Origin of the sequence: Acidovorax sp. FHTAMBA (assembly GCF_038958875.1) — a bacterium.
GTDB lineage: Bacteria > Pseudomonadota > Gammaproteobacteria > Burkholderiales > Burkholderiaceae_C > Acidovorax.
In genome coordinates, this window is sequence record NZ_CP152407.1 from 1,432,255 (window position 1) to 1,448,650 (window position 16,396).

The 16,396-nt window shown below is 64.7% G+C and carries 13 protein-coding genes; 4 read left to right on the plus strand and 9 right to left on the minus strand.

What is annotated here, in order from left to right; translation table 11 throughout:
* Window positions 1-352: 352 nt before the first annotated feature.
* From lspA to AAFF19_RS06655, 3 genes are all read right to left on the minus strand, one after another.
* A complete protein-coding gene (gene lspA, locus AAFF19_RS06645; protein ID WP_008905013.1) occupies window positions 353-865 on the minus strand; it encodes a signal peptidase II in 513 nt (170 codons plus the stop codon).
* Window positions 866-3,733 carry an isoleucine--tRNA ligase gene (ileS, locus tag AAFF19_RS06650; protein ID WP_342721533.1) on the minus strand — a complete coding sequence of 956 codons (2,868 nt, stop codon included), beginning with the start codon at window positions 3,731-3,733 and terminating at the stop codon, window positions 866-868.
* 108 nt (window positions 3,734-3,841) lie between these two features.
* Entirely contained in the window at window positions 3,842-4,891 is a 1,050-nt protein-coding gene (locus AAFF19_RS06655) for a bifunctional riboflavin kinase/FAD synthetase (RefSeq protein ID WP_008905011.1), read from the minus strand.
* Between the two features lie 257 nt (window positions 4,892-5,148).
* On the opposite strand from AAFF19_RS06655, the gene AAFF19_RS06660 reads away from it, so the two are divergent.
* Entirely contained in the window at window positions 5,149-5,706 is a 558-nt protein-coding gene (locus AAFF19_RS06660; RefSeq protein WP_008905010.1) for an HNH endonuclease, read from the plus strand.
* Between the two features lie 115 nt (window positions 5,707-5,821).
* Here AAFF19_RS06660 and AAFF19_RS06665 read toward each other — a convergent pair whose 3' ends face one another.
* From AAFF19_RS06665 to AAFF19_RS06685, 5 genes are all read right to left on the minus strand, one after another.
* Window positions 5,822-7,132 (minus strand): tetratricopeptide repeat protein, encoded by a 1,311-nt coding sequence (locus tag AAFF19_RS06665; RefSeq protein ID WP_182118338.1) that lies wholly within the window; start codon window positions 7,130-7,132, stop codon window positions 5,822-5,824.
* A gap of 127 nt (window positions 7,133-7,259) precedes the next feature.
* Window positions 7,260-8,654, minus strand: coding sequence for an alpha/beta fold hydrolase (locus AAFF19_RS06670; protein ID WP_342721534.1), 1,395 nt, complete (start codon window positions 8,652-8,654; stop codon window positions 7,260-7,262).
* 88 nt (window positions 8,655-8,742) lie between these two features.
* Window positions 8,743-9,858 carry an acyl-CoA dehydrogenase family protein gene (locus tag AAFF19_RS06675; RefSeq protein WP_342721535.1) on the minus strand — a complete coding sequence of 372 codons (1,116 nt, stop codon included), beginning with the start codon at window positions 9,856-9,858 and terminating at the stop codon, window positions 8,743-8,745.
* Window positions 9,859-9,870: 12 nt separating this feature from the next.
* A complete protein-coding gene (locus tag AAFF19_RS06680) occupies window positions 9,871-11,052 on the minus strand; it encodes an acyl-CoA dehydrogenase family protein (RefSeq protein ID WP_342721536.1) in 1,182 nt (393 codons plus the stop codon).
* Between the two features lie 46 nt (window positions 11,053-11,098).
* Window positions 11,099-11,800 (minus strand): YceH family protein, encoded by a 702-nt coding sequence (locus AAFF19_RS06685; RefSeq protein WP_342721537.1) that lies wholly within the window; start codon window positions 11,798-11,800, stop codon window positions 11,099-11,101.
* Window positions 11,801-12,083: 283 nt separating this feature from the next.
* Between AAFF19_RS06685 and purN the strand changes: the two genes are divergently transcribed.
* Window positions 12,084-12,665: a phosphoribosylglycinamide formyltransferase gene (gene purN / locus AAFF19_RS06690; protein ID WP_008905004.1), complete on the plus strand. Its 582-nt coding sequence runs from the start codon at window positions 12,084-12,086 to the stop codon at window positions 12,663-12,665.
* Between the two features lie 89 nt (window positions 12,666-12,754).
* Here the strand turns inward: purN and AAFF19_RS06695 are convergent, their stop codons facing one another.
* The gene (locus tag AAFF19_RS06695) at window positions 12,755-13,006 is read right to left on the minus strand and encodes a DUF1653 domain-containing protein (protein ID WP_342721538.1); all 252 of its coding nucleotides are present in this window, start codon (window positions 13,004-13,006) and stop codon (window positions 12,755-12,757) included.
* Window positions 13,007-13,075: 69 nt separating this feature from the next.
* Here AAFF19_RS06695 and AAFF19_RS06700 point away from each other — a divergent pair, with 69 nt between their 5' ends.
* Together AAFF19_RS06700 and AAFF19_RS06705 are read left to right on the plus strand one after the other, a co-directional pair.
* On the plus strand, window positions 13,076-14,929 hold the full coding sequence (locus AAFF19_RS06700) for a M48 family metalloprotease (protein WP_342721539.1): 1,854 nt from the start codon (window positions 13,076-13,078) through the stop codon (window positions 14,927-14,929).
* 179 nt (window positions 14,930-15,108) lie between these two features.
* A complete protein-coding gene (locus tag AAFF19_RS06705) occupies window positions 15,109-16,383 on the plus strand; it encodes an RsmB/NOP family class I SAM-dependent RNA methyltransferase (RefSeq protein WP_342721540.1) in 1,275 nt (424 codons plus the stop codon).
* The last annotated feature ends 13 nt before the right edge of the window (window positions 16,384-16,396 follow it).

The window sequence follows — 16,396 nt, forward strand, 5'->3', positions numbered from 1 at the left end:
ACGCCCAAGGCGGCAGGTGCTCTTCATTCCTGTGCCCGTGGGCGGAGGCAGGCGGGGCGAGCGGGGGGCGGAGCCGGGCTGCGCGAGATCCGGGGATGAGAGGAGCCTGCGAAAAAAATGCAGCACCCTGACCATTTGTCACAAAACTGACACATAAGCATACTCCTGAATGGGGAGCATCGCAGCGATGACCCTGTGGCGCCCGGCGTCAATGGAGCGGCGGCCCCCTCACGGAAACGGAAAGCTGCCGTGCATCGCCTGCGGCCCGAGAGGAGGAGGGGGGCTTGCGCTGCCACCCCCAAAAGCAACAGCCCGCGTGGGCGGGCTGTTGCAGTGCGACAGTGAGGCGGTTTCAGCGCTCCCGCCGAACACGCAGCAGTTCATCCAGAATCAAACACACCGCGCCTACCGTGATGGCCGAGTCCGCCAGATTGAAGGCTGGAAAGTGCCAGCCATTCGCATGGAAGTCCAGGAAGTCCACCACGTAGCCGTGCATCAGCCGGTCCACCACATTGCCCACGGCGCCGCCCAGGATGCTGGACAGTGAAAAGCAGAACAGCTTTTGACCCGGGTGCGCACGCAGCTGCCACACGATGAAGATGGTGGCCACCACGCCGATGCCGGTGAACAGCCAGCGCTGCCAGCCGCCCGCGTCGGACAGGAAGGAGAACGCTGCCCCGGTGTTGTGGGCGCGCACGATGTTGAAGAAGCTGGTAATGAACGTGGAGTCGCCGAGCCGGTAGTGCTGCAGGATCAGCGTCTTGGTGACCTGGTCTGCGATCAGGATGACGACGGCCCAGGCGAGCCACGGCCACATGCTGGCGCCCGCGCGCGCAAAGGATGAGCTTGAAGAAGTGCGCGCCATTTATGCAAACACCCGCTGTTCTCCGGCGCCGTGCAGGTTGCTGGTGCAACGGCCGCAGATGGTGGGGTGTGCCGCATCCTGGCCCACATCGCTGCGGTAGTGCCAGCAACGTTCGCATTTGGTATCAGAACTGGCGCTGACGCTTATCTGTAAAGCGCTACCAGCTACCAATTCAATAGCGGATGTGATGAACACGAACTTCAGGTCGTCCCCCAGGCTGGCCAGCAACGCATGGTCTTCGGGTGCTGCAGCGAGGGTGACGACAGCCTGCAGCGACGAGCCCACCTGGCCGGCGGCTCGCAGGGCCTCGATCTCCTTGTTCACCGCGTCGCGGATCTCGCGCAGGCGGCCCCACTTGGCCAGCAAGCCTTCGTCCGCACCCGCGATGGAGCTGTACGTTTCGAGGAAGATCGAATCCGAGCTGCCAAACACCTTCCACGCCTCTTCGGCCGTGAACGACAGGAACGGCGCCATCCAGCGCAGCATGGCGTGCGTGATGTTGTAGAGCGCGGTCTGGGCACTGCGGCGGGCCAGGCTCTTGGGCGCCGTGGTGTACAAGCGGTCCTTGAGTACGTCCAGGTAGAACCCGCCCAGGTCTTCCGAGCAGTACAGCTGCAGCTTGGCGACCACGGGGTGGAACTCGTACACCGTGTAGTGCGCCAGCACCTCGGCCTGGAACTCGGATGCGCGGGTGAGGGCGTAACGGTCGATCTCCAGCATCTGGTCGAACGGCACGGCGTCCTTGGCCGGGTCGAAATCGCTCACGTTGGCCAGCAGGAAGCGCAGTGTGTTGCGGATGCGGCGGTAGGCGTCCACCACACGCGCCAGGATCTTCTCGTCGCCCGCGATGTCGCCCGAGTAGTCGCTGGCGGCCACCCACAGACGGATGATTTCGGCGCCCAGCTTCTTGTTGATTTCCTGCGGGTCGATGCCGTTGCCCAGCGACTTGCTCATCTTGCGGCCCTGGCTGTCCACGGTGAAGCCATGGGTCAGCAGGCCGCGATAGGGCGCGCGGCCTTCCAGCGCCGATGCCAGCAGCAGCGAACTGTGGAACCAGCCGCGGTGCTGGTCGTGGCCTTCCAGGTACAGGTCGGCCTCAGGACCGGTGTCGTGGTGCACCTCGGGGTGCGTACCGCGCAGCACATGGCTGAAGGTGGAGCCGGAGTCGAACCACACTTCCAGGATGTCGGTGCTCTTGGTGTAGTGGGGCGCGTCAGCCGCACCCAGGATTTCTTCGGTCGTCACGCGGCTCCAGGCCTCGATACCGCCCTTTTCCACGATGTCTGCGGCCTGGTCCATGATTTCCATGGTGCGCGGGTGCAGCTCGCCCGAATCCTTGTGCAGGAAGAACGGGATGGGAACGCCCCAGCTGCGCTGGCGCGAGATACACCAGTCCGGCCGCCCGGCGATCATGTCGTGCAGGCGGGCCTTCCCGTTCTCGGGGTAGAAGCTCGTGTGTTCGATCGCGTCGAGCGCGATCTGGCGCAGCGTCTTGGCGGGCTTCATGCCGGGCTTCGTGAACACGCCTTCGCCCTCGTCCATGCGCACAAACCACTGGGCGGCCGCGCGGTAGATCACCGGTGTCTTGTGGCGCCAGCAGTGGGGGTAGCTGTGTGTGATGTCCTTGGTGGTCATCAGGCGGCCTGCGTTGCGCAGGGCTTCGATGATCACGGGCACGGCCTTCCAGATGTGCTGGCCACCAAACAGCGGGAAGTCAGGCGCATAGGTGCCATTGCCTTGCACGGGGTTCAGGATCTCGTCCAGCGCCATGCCATGCGCGCGGCAGGAGTTGAAGTCTTCCAGGCCGTAGGCAGGGGAGGAGTGCACGATACCCGTGCCGTCGTCGGCCGTGGCGTAGTCTGCCAGGTACACGGGCGAAAGGCGCTTGTAACCCTGGGTTCCGTCCTCGCTCTTCACGTCGTACAGCGGGTGTTCAAATTCCAGGCCGCCCAGGTTCTTGCCCAGGGTGGTAGCCAACACGCTGCCCGTAAGGCCGTAACGCTCCAGGCACGAGGCCACCAGCGGCTCTGCCACGAGCAGGATGCGTTCACCCGCGTCCACCAGCGCGTAGCTGATCTCGGGGTTCAGGTTCAGCGCCTGGTTGGCAGGGATGGTCCAGGCAGTGGTGGTCCAGATGACCACAAACGCGTCCTTGGTCAATGCGGGCAGGCCAAAGGCGGCTGCCAGCTTGGCGGGGTCGTGCGCCTTGAAGGCCACATCCAGCGTGGTGCTCTTCTTGTCCTGGTATTCGATCTCGAACTCGGCCAGCGAAGAGCCGCAGTCAAAACACCAGTACACGGGCTTGAGGCCCCGGTACACGAAGCCGCGCTCCATCACGCGCTTGAAGGCGCGGATTTCGCCCGCCTCGTTGGCGGGGTTCATGGTCTTGTAGGGGTTGTCCCATTCGCCCAGCACGCCCAGGCGCTTGAAGTCCACCATCTGCTGCGCGATTTGCTCGGTGGCGAACGCGCGGCTCTTGGCCTGCATGTCGTCGCGGCTCAGGTTGCGGCCGTGTTTCTTCTCGATGGCGTTCTCGATCGGCAGGCCGTGGCAGTCCCAGCCGGGCACGTACAGCGCGTCAAAGCCTTCCAGCTGGCGCGCCTTGGTGATCATGTCCTTCAGGATCTTGTTGACCGCGTGGCCCATGTGGATCTGGCCGTTGGCATAGGGAGGGCCATCGTGCAGGATGAACTTGGGCGCACCACAGCGGGCGTCGCGCAGGCGCTTGTACAGGCCCTTGTCCTCCCATTCCTTCACCCAGCCCGGCTCGCGCTTGGGCAGGTCGCCGCGCATGGGGAAGGGGGTGTCGGGCAGGTTCAGGGTGCTGCGGTAATCGGTGGCTGCGGTGCTGGCGTTGTCGTCGGACATGGGGGAGCCTTAAAACAGGGCATTCCGGGGCAAGGCCCGGAGCAAGAACGGGGTTGGAGCGCGAAGGATGGCGGGCCCGTGAGGCGGGCGCTGCGAGAAGCAGCGCCCTCAAATTCGGTCGCGCGTGGTCTGGCGCCGGGTCTCGGTGTGGTTGGGCGCATGGGCCGACGCAAAGTAGGCGCGTGCGTCCGCGCAGTCCTTGGCGATGCCCTTCGTCAAGGCATCCAGACCGTCGTACTTCAGCTCGTCGTGCAGTTTGTGTAGCAGTTCCACGCGCACGATTTTACCGTACGCCCCCTCGGGCCCCAGTTCGGCGGGCCAGTGCAGGCAATGGGTTTCGAGCAGCACGCGGCCGCCGTTGACGTCATTCGGGTCCAGCGAGGGGCGCACGCCCAGGTTGGCCACGCCCGGCAGCGGTGCGTCTATGAGTCCATGCACCAGCACGGCAAAGATGCCGCTGGCGGCGGGCTTCCAGTGCGCAAAGCGCAGGTTCAGGGTGCGAAAGCCGTCGCCTGCACCGGCGGCGGTAGCACCCAGTTCGCGCCCGAGCTTGCGGCCATGCACCACATGGCCGCTGATGGTGTAGGGCCGTCCCAGCAGGCGTGCCGCGGCTTCCATGTCGCCTGCAGCCAGCGCCTGGCGCACGGCGGAACTGGACACGCGCAGCCCATGCACCTCGTAGCTGTTCATGCGCGCTACGTCGAAGCCCTTGGCTTGCCCGGCCGCGTCCAGCATGGCGTAGTCGCCCGCTCGCTGGCGGCCAAAGCGGAAATCGTCGCCCACCAGCACGTACCGGGCCCCCAGGCCACGCACCAGCACCTCGTCGATGAAAGCGTCGGGCGACTGGGCGGCCAGCCGCGCGTCAAACGGCAGCACCACGGTCTGCTGCACACCGCAGCGGGCCAGTTCGGTGAGCTTGTCGCGCAAGGTGCCGATGCGTGCGGGTGCCAGCTCGGGCTTGTGGTGGGCGCCCGCGAAGTAGTCGCGGGGGTGGGGCTCGAACGTCAGCACGCAGCTTTCCACGCCCCTGTGTGCAGCCTCGCTGTTCAGCAAGGCCAACATGGCCTGATGGCCCCGGTGCACACCATCGAAATTGCCGATGGTCAGCGCACAGGCATTGGCAATGCCAGGGTGGTGGAATCCGCGAAAGATTTTCATCGGTTTGTTATCTTTTTGATAGCAGCATGCGCAAGTCCATCAAGCGCAGGACGCCAATTTGTCATGAAAACGGAGTATATTGTGACCCACGGCTGGCCCCGCGCAGGGCTGCCCGCGAGACATCTGCGTTCCGAATCCTTTCGGACTTGCGCAAATCGGGATGCGGCAAACGCCTTTTCATTGGGGCGGACCATTTGCCAGAGTCCTGTTTTGCGTAAGTCATGTCCTTGAGTACTTTGTGTTCCAGGAGGCGTGTTTTGAAGGTCTTGAAGCTGTCAGCCCAAGGGCTGCCCCAATCGTGGATTTCACTCGAACAGGCGGTGCTTCACTACGCCGCTGGCGAGGTGCGCTGGGAGTCCGGCGCACAGGTTGCCCGGTTTCGGGGTGGGCACAACGCCATCACGGGGGAGCAGTCGGTGATCGCCATCAACAGCATCATCGGCACCAAGGGCGTGCCCAGCATCAATCCGTTCGAGCTCAAGCCCAGCCTGACCAACAGCAAGCTCTTTGCCCGCGACCGCAATGTGTGCGCGTACTGCGGTGGGCACTTCCATGAGGAACACCTTACGCGCGAACACATCGTGCCGTTTGCGCGCAACGGGCAGGATCACTGGATGAACGTGGTCACGGCCTGCCGGCCGTGCAATCACCGCAAAGGCCCGCGCACGCCGGAGCAGGCACACATGCCGCTGCTGTATGCGCCCTATGTGCCCAGCCTGTGGGAGGACTTCATCCTGCGTAACCGGCGCATATTGGCCGACCAGATGGAGTTTTTGATGGCGCACGTGCCAAAGTCGTCACGCCTGCTGGCGTGACGGACCGGACGTTGGGATGCGCTGACCGGGCAATCGCACTAAAGCTCTGACAGGTGAACAGTTGCGTGTCTCGGGAAGGTGAGGCTACCTCCCGCGGTGACCGCGGAATCCCGGATCAAACGGGCTTGTGGGCAGTGACGACAAAGCCTTGCACGGGAAGATGGTTTTCATGGCGCAGCACGGTTTCTTCCACTTCCACCGCATCAAAACCGGCGGCCTTGCAGATGGACTGAATGTGGCTGAGCTTGTGCGCGTAACGTCCAGCCGGCAGCAGCACGAGATCCGGTCCTGCCTCAGGGGCCGTTTCGCAGGAGAAGATCAGGACCCCGTCCGCCGCAAGCACGCGGAATGCATTGGGAATCGCCTCGGTCAGATCGCCTGCGTAAATGAACACATCCAGCGCGGCGATCACCTGATACAGGCCATCAGGCGTTTCACGCAGGGCGTCGTGCAGATTGACGGTGTGAAAGCGGTCATACACGTTGTGGCGCGCCGCCTGCTCCACCATCTTCATCGACAGGTCCACGCCGATCAGTGCACCGTCCAGGCGGCCCAGGCATACGCCCAGCAGGCCGGTTCCACAACCGAGGTCCAGCACATTGATCTTCTTGTCGGGGTGACGGGCAAGAATCTTGTCTGCAACCTGTTTGGGCAGCTGGTACTTCAGGCTGCGCACCATGTGCATGTCGTAGAACTCGGCCATGCCGTCAAACAGCGGGCGCATCAGCTCCGCAGGTTGCTGTGCAGGAGTCTCGCCACGGGTCACCTGTGCGTAATATTGGTAAACCGCGTCGCCGGGAGCCAGCTTCAGCAGTGCTGCTGCGTCCTTGTCGGCGTCGGTGGGCTTGCCTGCGGCGATGCACGCCTGGACACGTCCTACCAGTGATTGGGGGTCTTGCGGATTCTCATCAACCAGTGCGCCCCACAAGGCCAGAGATTCTTCGTGCTGGCCCAGTTCGCTCAGATCGCGTGCCAGCAGGCGTCGCAACATCACATCCCCCGGGACCAGCTCCAGCCCGCGGCGCAGATGGCGGATCGCCATTTCAGAATGGCCCGCGCGGTGGGCAATATCCACCACGCCCGCCAGCACCTGCAGGTTGCTGGGTTCAATCAATGCCACTTTTTCAGCGGTTTCAACGGCTTCCTTGAACTGGTTCTGCCGGGCCAGCAAAAGCGCCAGCTCCAGCAGGCCCGGTCCCCAGTCGGGGGCCAGCGACACGGACTTGCGCAGTGCCTCAAAAGCACCCTTGATGTTGCCCGCCTTCTCCGCCAGCAGGCCGCCCAGCATGAAGACACGTGGGTCCTGGGGCCACTGGGCGTTGGCTTTGTTGAGCGTGAGGGCTGCGTTCTTCAGGTCGCCCTTGGCAATCTGTTCACGGGCTTTGGTGAGGTGCTTGAGGTTGGGGTCGTTGGCAATAGCGCTCATGGGCAGAAACAGAATAGGCAAAAGCGGGGATCGGGTGTGTGGCCCGAACTGCGGTGGCTGCCGCAGGCGAACTGCGGATTATCCGGGATTTGGAGGCAGCGCTTTTCACCCATTTCGTGGTTTGCGCTCAGTGGCTGAGCTCCAGCATCACCGCCCGCCCCTCGGCCGCAGGCCACGTCTGCCCCACCACACGCTCGCCGTTGAACTCACCCGCAATGCTGCGCACGCCGCCCGAGGGCTTGACCTTGGCTGACGCCACGCCCGCGCCTGGCGGCACACCAGAAGGTGCTGCACCATCCAGCAGCATCTTGTCGCGTGCCGGGTCCAGGTAGCCGCGCGGGCGGGTCAGGGTCACCACGCTGTCGGCGCCCTTGTCGGCCTCGGCCATGCGCTCTGCGCGCAGGTGGATGAGGTTGCTGCTGCGTGGAAAGCCGCTTCGGTAGATGTGGGTGGTGGCATAGCCGGGTGCGCTGATCACGAACTCGACGGGCGAGCCGTTGGGCACCGCCAGTGGTCCCCATTGGCCATCCGCACCCACGGTCTTGCGCAGCAAGGCGTTGCCCGCGCGGGCGCCCGTGGCGGGGTCGGTGGCATACACCTCCAGCTGCGCGCCCGCCAGGGGCAGGTTGTTGCTGAAGTTGCCGGTTTTGGGGTCGGCCGGGTCCACGCCCAGGCCGGTGACCTTGCCGTTGAGCACCACCTGCTTTTCAGCCGCAATGGTGGTGACCTGCGGTGCCTTGCCGGTGATGAAGCGGTAGGTGGCCTCGAACGCAGCGGGGGAGTACGACGTCTCGCGGTGGTCGATGCGCGGAATCACCACGTTGGTGGCGCCCTTGAGTTCGGGGCCTGCGGCGGTCACGTAGGTGGGCTTGCCTTTCTGGCCTATCCACAGACCGTCGGGCTGGGCGAACTTGTCGTTGTTGTCCGAGCGGATCGTCATCCATTTCACGGGGCCGCTCACCTCGTCGCCCGCCGCGTTCTTGGGAGCATTCAGCGCTTTGAGGAAGGGGCCCGTGCCCGAGAACTCGTTGCCTTCACGGAACCCCGGGATCGCCCACACGCCGTGGTTGGGCGTGCCGCCGAGGATCGCGTGGCTCACCGTCTTGTCGCCGCCGCCGTTGTAGATGTAGTTGCGGATGGCGTTGCCGCCGCGCGAGTTGCCCACCAGCACGACCTGGCGGGCGCCCGTGGCTTGGAGCACCTTGTCCACTTCGGCCTTGAGGTACGCCATGTGCTCGGCCGCCGACGTGCGGCCCGCCTGGGGTTTGGCGTCTTCGTCACGCGCCAGGGGGTAGGGCACGTCAATGGCGTGCAGGCGCTCGCGCGGCCAGCCGTTGGATTCAAACCGCCACACGGTGGTTTGCCACAGTGCGGCAGTGTCGCCGTTGCCGTGCACAAAGACGATGGGCGGCGCTTCGGCCAGATTGGGTCCCTTGGTGGCGCAACCGGCCAGGGCCAGGGTAGCTGCTGCAGCGGTTGCCAGCAGAAGAGATCGGCGTTGCAGCCAGAATTTGTTGTTCATGAAGGTGTCTCCGACAAGAAAAAATGCCCGCGGACAGGGAAATCCACGAGCATCGTTGGTGGGTGTGACGCGCCTGCGTCAGCTACCGTCAGGCAAACACGCCTGCAGTGTCTTGCATGCGGGCGGACACTTCGCCCAGGTGGTGCAGCGTGTCGCCAAAGGCCACTTCCAGCTGGGTGAGCTTCTTGAAGTAGTGGCTCACGATGTACTCGTCCGTCACCCCGATGCCACCATGCAGTTGCACGGCCTGCTGGCCCACAAAACGCATCGATTGGCCCAGTTGCACCTTGGCGCGCGCCATGGCGGCGCGGCGCTCGGCGGCAGGGGCGCCCAGCTTGAGGCTGGCGTAGTAGCTCATCGAGCGGGCCAGTTCCAGCTGCATCTTCATGTCGGCCACGCGGTGGCGCAGCGCCTGGAAGCTCGCAATGAACACGCCAAACTGCTTGCGCTGGTTCATGTATTCGACGGTGATGGCCACGGTCTTGTCCATCACGCCCACGGCTTCGGCGCAGGTGGCGGCGATGCCGGTGTCCACCGCCAGTTCCAGCGCGGCCAGGCCATCGGTGGTGATGAGCGTGGCGGGGGCGTTGGTGAACTTCACCTCGGCGGCGCGGCTGCCGTCTTGCGTGACGTAGCCTTGAGTGGTCACGCCAGTGGCAGTGCGCTCGACCAGGAACAGTGCGATTTGGCCGTTGAGCTGCGCAGGCACGATGAAGGCGTCCGCCTTGTCGCCGGCAGACACTACGCTTTTGATAGCTGTCAGCGCATACCCATCTTGCGCTGGGGCCGCTTTTGCATCGCAAACATCCAGGCGGTAGCGCGCCTTACGCTCCTGCTGGGCCAGTACCACCAGGGCTTCACCACCGGCCACGCGGGGCAGCCAGGCCGATTGCACGTTGGCTGGTGCGTAGTGCGACAGCACGCTGCTGGCCATGAAGGCCTGGGCGATGGGCTCCAGAACGATGCCACGGCCCAGTTCCTCGGCCACCACCATGGCGTCGATCGCGCCCTGGCCCATGCCGTCGTGGGCTTCGGGCACAGTGAGGGCCGTCAGGCCGAGCTCGGCCAGTTCGTTCCAGGCGGCGCGGTCAAAACCACCGGCGGCCACGGCGGCGCGGCGGCGCTCAAACGTGTAGCCCTTGTCTACCCACTTGCGCACGGCGTCGCGCAGTTGTTCCTGGTCGTCAGAAAAATCGAAATCCATGTTCTTGTCTCCTTAGCCCAGAACCGTCTGCGCGACGATGTTGCGTTGAACTTCATTGCTGCCACCGTAGATGGTGGTTTTGCGCAGGTTGAAGTAGGTGGACGCCAGCGGCGCGTTGGCAGTGACGCCGCCGGGGAAGTTGCCCTGCCAGCCCGCCTCCATGGCCTCTTCGATGAAAGGCATGGCAAAGGGGCCTGCGGCCAGCATCATCAGCTCGGCGTAACGCTGCTGGATCTCGCTGCCCTTGATCTTGAGCAGGCCCGCGATGTCGAGCGAGTTCTTGCCCGATTTTTCGGCCGACAGCACGCGCAGCACCAGCATTTCGAGGGCCACGATGTCCACTTCCAGCAGGGCGATCTGGTCGCGGAAGCGCAGGTCATCCCACACGCCTTCGGTCTTGGCGATGCGCTTCAAGCGCTCCAATTCGCGCTTGCTGCGGTTCACGTCGGCGATGTTGGTGCGCTCGTGGCTCAGCAGGTGCTTGGCGTAGGTCCAGCCCTTGTTCTCTTCGCCGATCAGGTTTTCGGCAGGCACTTCGACGTTGTCGAAGAACACTTCGTTCACCTCGCATTCGCCATCCAGCAGCTTGATGGGGCGCACGGTGACGCCCTTGGACTTCATGTCGAGCAGCAGGAAGGAGATGCCGGTCTGGGGCTTGCCCTCGGCGCTGGTGCGCACCAGGTTGAACATCCAGTCGCCATGCTGGCCCAGGGTGGTCCAGGTCTTTTGGCCGTTGACGATGTATTTGTCGCCCACGCGCTCGGCGCGGGTCTTGACGCTGGCCAGGTCCGAGCCCGAGCCGGGTTCGCTGTAGCCCTGGCTCCACCAGACTTCGCCGCTGGCGATGCCGGGCAAAAAGCGCTTTTGCTGCTCGGCGTTGCCAAACGCCATGATCACCGGGGCCACCATCACCGGGCCAAACGGCACGATACGGGGCGCGCCGGCCAGGGCGCATTCTTCTTCGAACAGGTGCTTTTGCACGGCCGTCCAGCCGGGGCCGCCAAACTCTTTGGGCCAGCCAAAGCCCAGCCAGCCTTTCTTGCCCAGGATCTTGGCCCATCCCTGCAGATCGTCGCGGGTCAGGCGCAGGGCGTTGTGGACCTTGTGCGAAATTTCTTTCGGTAGGTTAGCTTGAACCCAGGCGCGAATCTCTTCGCGGAAAGCCTGTTCTTCGGGGGTGAATGCGAGATCCATCGGTTTGTCTCCAAGTGATCCCGCAGTTGTAGCACGGTCGTTCGTTTTATTCCTGTCCGGGTTGTGACATTGGACTGAAGTCAGGGGAAATGCCCAGCTCGGCGCACAGACGCTGCACGGTGTTGCGCAGGCTTGCCACTTCGGCCTCCAGGGCGTCCACGCGGGCCTGCAGCGCAGGCGATGGGCTGGAGCCAGCGCCGCCTGCGGGCGCATGGCTGGCGGTGGTGTCCTCCGGCCCGCACATCAAATGCGCCCAGCGCTGCTCGCGCGCGCCGGGTGCGCGGGGCAGCTGAACGACCAGCGGGCCGCCCTTTTCGGCGCTGCGCTCCTGCAGCTCGTCCAGAAAGGCCTCGACAGAGGAGATGTCGGCAAAGCGGTACCAGCGCTCGGCGTTGATGCGCAGCTCGCCCGCCGTCTGCGGGCCACGCAGCATGAGCAGGCCCAGCAGCACGGCCGATTGCTCGGGCACGCCCACGCCGCGCTGGAAGTTGTGTTCCCAGCGGGTGGTGCGGTTGCCGCTGCTCTCAAACGCCAGCGTCAGCAACTTGAGCGAATCCAGGGCTTCCTGCGCCTCGGCGTCACTCAGGTTCATCACCGGGTCGCGGCTGGTTTTTTGGTTGCAGCCGGTGACCAGGCCGTTGAGCGACATGGGGTAGCTGTCGGGCACGGTGCGCGCCTTTTCCATCAGGGTGGCGAGCACGCGGGCTTCGTGGGGGGTGAGGGGGCGGATGGCGGGGTCGAAGGGCATGAGGAGGCTGTCGGGCTTGGGGTTGGCGCTGCGTTGTGCGACAGAGTATGCAGGCTAGGCGCCCAGCGCAAGCTGCACTGGCTGTGCAGCGAGCATGGGCAACGCCGCCTGCGTGCTCTGTCGCACAACCCTTCGGGCCGCCGCCTGGGGCCGCCATGCTGCGTTGCGGGTTCGTTGTGTGGCTGGGCCACACGGCCTCACCCGCGCCTTGCCTGGCACCCCCAGGCGGTGGCGCAGGGCCAACCCCAAGCTCGACAGCCTCCTAGATAATCCGTGGCAATTTATGAAGAACATCGTCATTCTGATCTCTGGCGGTGGCTCCAACATGGCCACCATCGTGCGTACCGCACAACAGGAGCACTGGGAGCAGCGCTACGGCGCCCGCGTCGCGGCCGTCATCAGCAACAAGCCCGATGCTGGCGGGCTGGTGTTTGCGCGGGAGCAGGGCATTGCCACGGAGGTACTCGACCACAAGGCCTTTGCCAGCCGCGAAGCGTTTGATGCCGAGTTGGCCGCCACCATCGACCGCCACCAGCCCGCCCTGGTGGTGCTGGCCGGTTTCATGCGCATCCTGACGCCAGGTTTTGTGGCTCATTACGCCGGGCGGCTCATCAACATCCACCCTTCGTTGCTGCCCGCTTTTACCGGGCTGCACACGCACCAGCGCGCCATCGATGCGGGCTGCAAGTTTGCGGGCGTGACGGTGCACCAGGTGACGGCAGAGCTGGATGTGGGCCCCATCCTGGACCAGGCCGTGGTGCCGGTGCTGCCGGGCGACACGGCCGAGGCGCTGGCCGCCCGGGTGCTGACGCAGGAGCATGTGATCTACCCCCGCGCCGTGCGGGCGCTGGTGCAGGTGCTGTGATTCACCGCTGCCGATGGAAGCATTTGCTATTTAAATAATAGCTGCTCGCGCTTTATGGATAAGAGCTATAGCCTGTTTTTATTGAATTTTCAGTCCGGGCCGACATCGTCGCACCGCTCAAAGCGGGGGCGCATCTGACCCTCCACAGACACCCGTTCGAGAAACATGGCGGCGGGCCGCACCCACAGCCCCCGCTGGCCATACAGCGCGCGGTACAGCGTCATGGGCTCCAGCGTCTCGCTGTGGCGCACGGTGTCAATCACCTCGTACAGCATGCCCTTGTAGTGGCAGTACAGGCCGGGCGGAGTGCGGATGAGTTCGGGCAAGTCGTCGTCGGTCATGGTGCAGAGTGGGGCGTGTGAGTGGTTAGGATGGCGGCTGACAAAAACAATCGAGAGTGAGGGAAGCCCGTGGATCAGGCAGATTTTGTGCACCTGGTGCGCATGAGCGAGCATGCCAGCGCCGACAACAGCCGCGCATACCGCCGCAGTGTGGCCGCCTTTGCGGCGCTTGGCTACGTGTGGGTGCTGGGCTGTCTGGGGCTGGCGGCGGGCATCTTGCTGTGGGTGGTACCGCAGATGCTGCAGGGCAGGTTTCGTTTTGCGATGGTGTGGCTTCTGCTGGGGGCTGCCGGGCTGCTGTGGATCAGCCTGCGGGCCCTGTGGGTGCGCTTTGATGCCCCGGAGGGCGTGGAGATCACCGCGCTGGAGGCGCCCGAGCTGTTTGAGGCGCTGGAGCGCATCCGCCGCAAGATCAAGGGCCCGCCCATCCACAAGGTCACGCTGAACGACGAGTTCAATGCCAGCATCCAGCAGCTGCCCAAGTACGGCCTGCTGGGTGGCGCCGTCAACCACCTGAGCATTGGCCTGCCTTTGCTGATGGCGCTGGACCGGCCGCGTTTTCTCGCCGTGCTGGCGCACGAGTATGGCCATCTGCGGGGGGACCATGGCCGGTTTGCGGCCTGGATTTACCGCACGCGCCAGTCGTGGATGCGGCTGAACCACAGCCTGGCCGACGACGAGGGCCCGGTGGCCGCTGCCACGCAGGCCTTCATGCGCTGGTACTTTCCTCGCTTTTCGGCCAAGACCTTTGCGCTGGCCCGCCAGGACGAATACGAGGCTGACCGCATTGCGGGCAAGCTCTTGGGCCGCGATGTGACCGCCGCCGCACTGGCCGAAATCGAAATCCGGGGCGCCGCACTGCAGGCAGAGTTCTGGGGCAACCACTGGTGCGCAGCCGCTGGCAACCCGTTGCCGGTGGGCCCGTATCGCGGCATGCGCCGCTACCTCGCGCAAGCGCCAGACGCGGCCTTTGCCAACGACGCATTGCGCCAGGCGCTCAAACGCCTGAGCAGTGTGGACGACACCCACCCCGGCCTGCGCGACCGTATCGAAGCGCTGGATGCCACGCCCACGCTGCCAGACTGGTCCCGCGGCAACGCCCTTGCCTTGCTGGGAGAAGATGCCAAACGGTGGATCAAACACTTCGACAAACAATGGTGTCGTGACAACGCCACCGAGTGGAAGCAGCACCACGCCTGGCTGGGCCGGGTGCGTGCACGGGCGGATGCCCTGGTGGCGATGGTGGCGCAGGCCAGTGCTGCAGATCTGGTGGAGCTGGCGCGCCTCAAGCGCCATCTGGATCCCCATGCCGATGTGCGAGCGCTGTACGAAATGGCGCTGGAGCGCAGCCCCGAATACGCGCCGGCACTGTGTGGCCTGGTGCGCTGCCTGCCCGAGGACGACCGCGACGGCAAGCTCAAGCTGGTGCACCGGGTGTGGGAGGCGGGCAGCAATGACCGCTACTGGGCCGCGCGCACCGCGCTGGCCGAGCTGGAAACGCCTCGCTTGGGGCTGGACCATGACGCTGCGGCCTTCAAGCAGTGGCGCAAGCGGCTGGAGCGCGCGCAGGAGTCCGAAGAGCGCGCCTGGGAAGAGCTGTCGGGCACTTCGTTCTTCAGCCAGATCGCGCGGCACGACCTGAGCCCCTTCGAGCTGGCCGAGCTGCAGTCCGAACTGGCCCGCTGCGCGCCGCTCACCCGCTGCTGGCTGGTGCGCAAGAACCTGCGCGAACATCCGCAGCGCCGGGCCTATCTGGTTTTTGTGGAACTGCCGGGCATGGACGATGAAAGCCGCTACCACCTGTGCCGTGCCCTGGAGCGCAATCTGAGCCTTCCCGGACCCGCACTGGCACTGTGGGCGGGTGAATCGCCCACGCTCAAGGAAATCCAGCGTTATGCGTTCGATCCGATCCATACCCGTTGATCGCCAACTTTTGCTAGTCCCTGCTTCTCCTTTTTCGTCTGCACGGTGAGTTGCACACGATGATGGAGACTGGCGCGGGCCCAGCCCAGTGCCACCGTGGAACTGGCTTCGCCAGGCCGCCGGTGGCGTCCCCCTGCGGGGGATGACGCGAAGCGGCTCAGGGGGTGGACAATACGGGGATGCATCCCAAAGTTCTTCTCGACGCCTGCGCCGAACTGATCAGGCTCACCCTCACGTTTGAACACCCCGCCGATGCGGTGGTGTCACGATTTTTCCGCGACAACCGGGGCCTGGGCCCCCGCGAGCGGGCCACGCTGGCCGAAACGGTCTACACCGTGCTGCGCAAAAAGCTGCTGTTCGACCACATGGCGCCCTCGGGCTCGGGGCCCAAGGAGCGCCGCCTGGCCATCCTGGGCTTTCACGGCCCCCGCGACTTCCTCAAGAGCGCACTGACCGACCAGGAAAAGAACTGGCTCGACCAGTGCGACGCCGTCACGGTCGATGATCTGATGGAACGCCACCGCCACAACCTGCCCGAATGGCTGGTCAAGCCCCTCAAGGACCAGCTGGGCGACGGCTTCTGGCCCCTGGTGGAGAGCCTGGCGCAGAGCGCACCGCTGGATTTGCGCGTCAATGCCCTCAAAGACAAGCGTGCCGACGTGCAAAAGGAGCTCGCCAAGGCCGGTATCAAGGCCAGCCCCACGCCGTATTCGCCCTGGGGCCTGCGCATTGATGACAAGCCTGCGCTGACCAAGCTGGATGCATTCACGCGCGGTGCCATCGAGGTGCAAGATGAAGGCTCGCAGCTGCTTGCGCTGCTGCTGGACGCCAAGCGTGGCGAGATGGTGGTGGATTTTTGTGCCGGTGCTGGCGGCAAGACACTGGCCATCGGGGCCGGCATGCGCAGCACGGGGCGCCTGTATGCGTTTGATGTGTCGGCGCACCGTCTGGATGCCCTAAAACCGCGTCTCGCCCGCAGCGGCCTGTCGAACGTGCACCCCGCGGCCATTGCCCACGAGCGTGATGACCGCGTCAAGCGGCTGGCGGGCAAGATCGACCGCGTGCTGGTGGACGCGCCGTGTTCGGGCCTGGGAACGCTGCGCCGCAATCCCGACCTCAAATGGCGCCAGTCGCCCAAATCCATCGAAGAGCTGGTGGCCAAGCAGACCGCCATTCTGGACAGCGCAGCGCGCCTGCTCAAGCCGGGCGGCCGCTTGGTATATGCCACCTGCAGCATCCTGCCGCAGGAAAACGAGGCGATTGCCGAGGCGTTCAGTGCGTCGCACCCTGACTTTGAACTGCAGGATGCTGGTGGTTTGCTGGAGCAGCTCAAGGTCGAAGGCGCCAAGGGGCTGTGCAGTGGCGGCGAATCCGGCACTGTTTATCTGCGCCTTTGGCCCCATGTGCACCAGACAGATGGGTTCTTTGCCGCAATATGGTGCAAAAAGAGCTGACTTGATAGCTTAA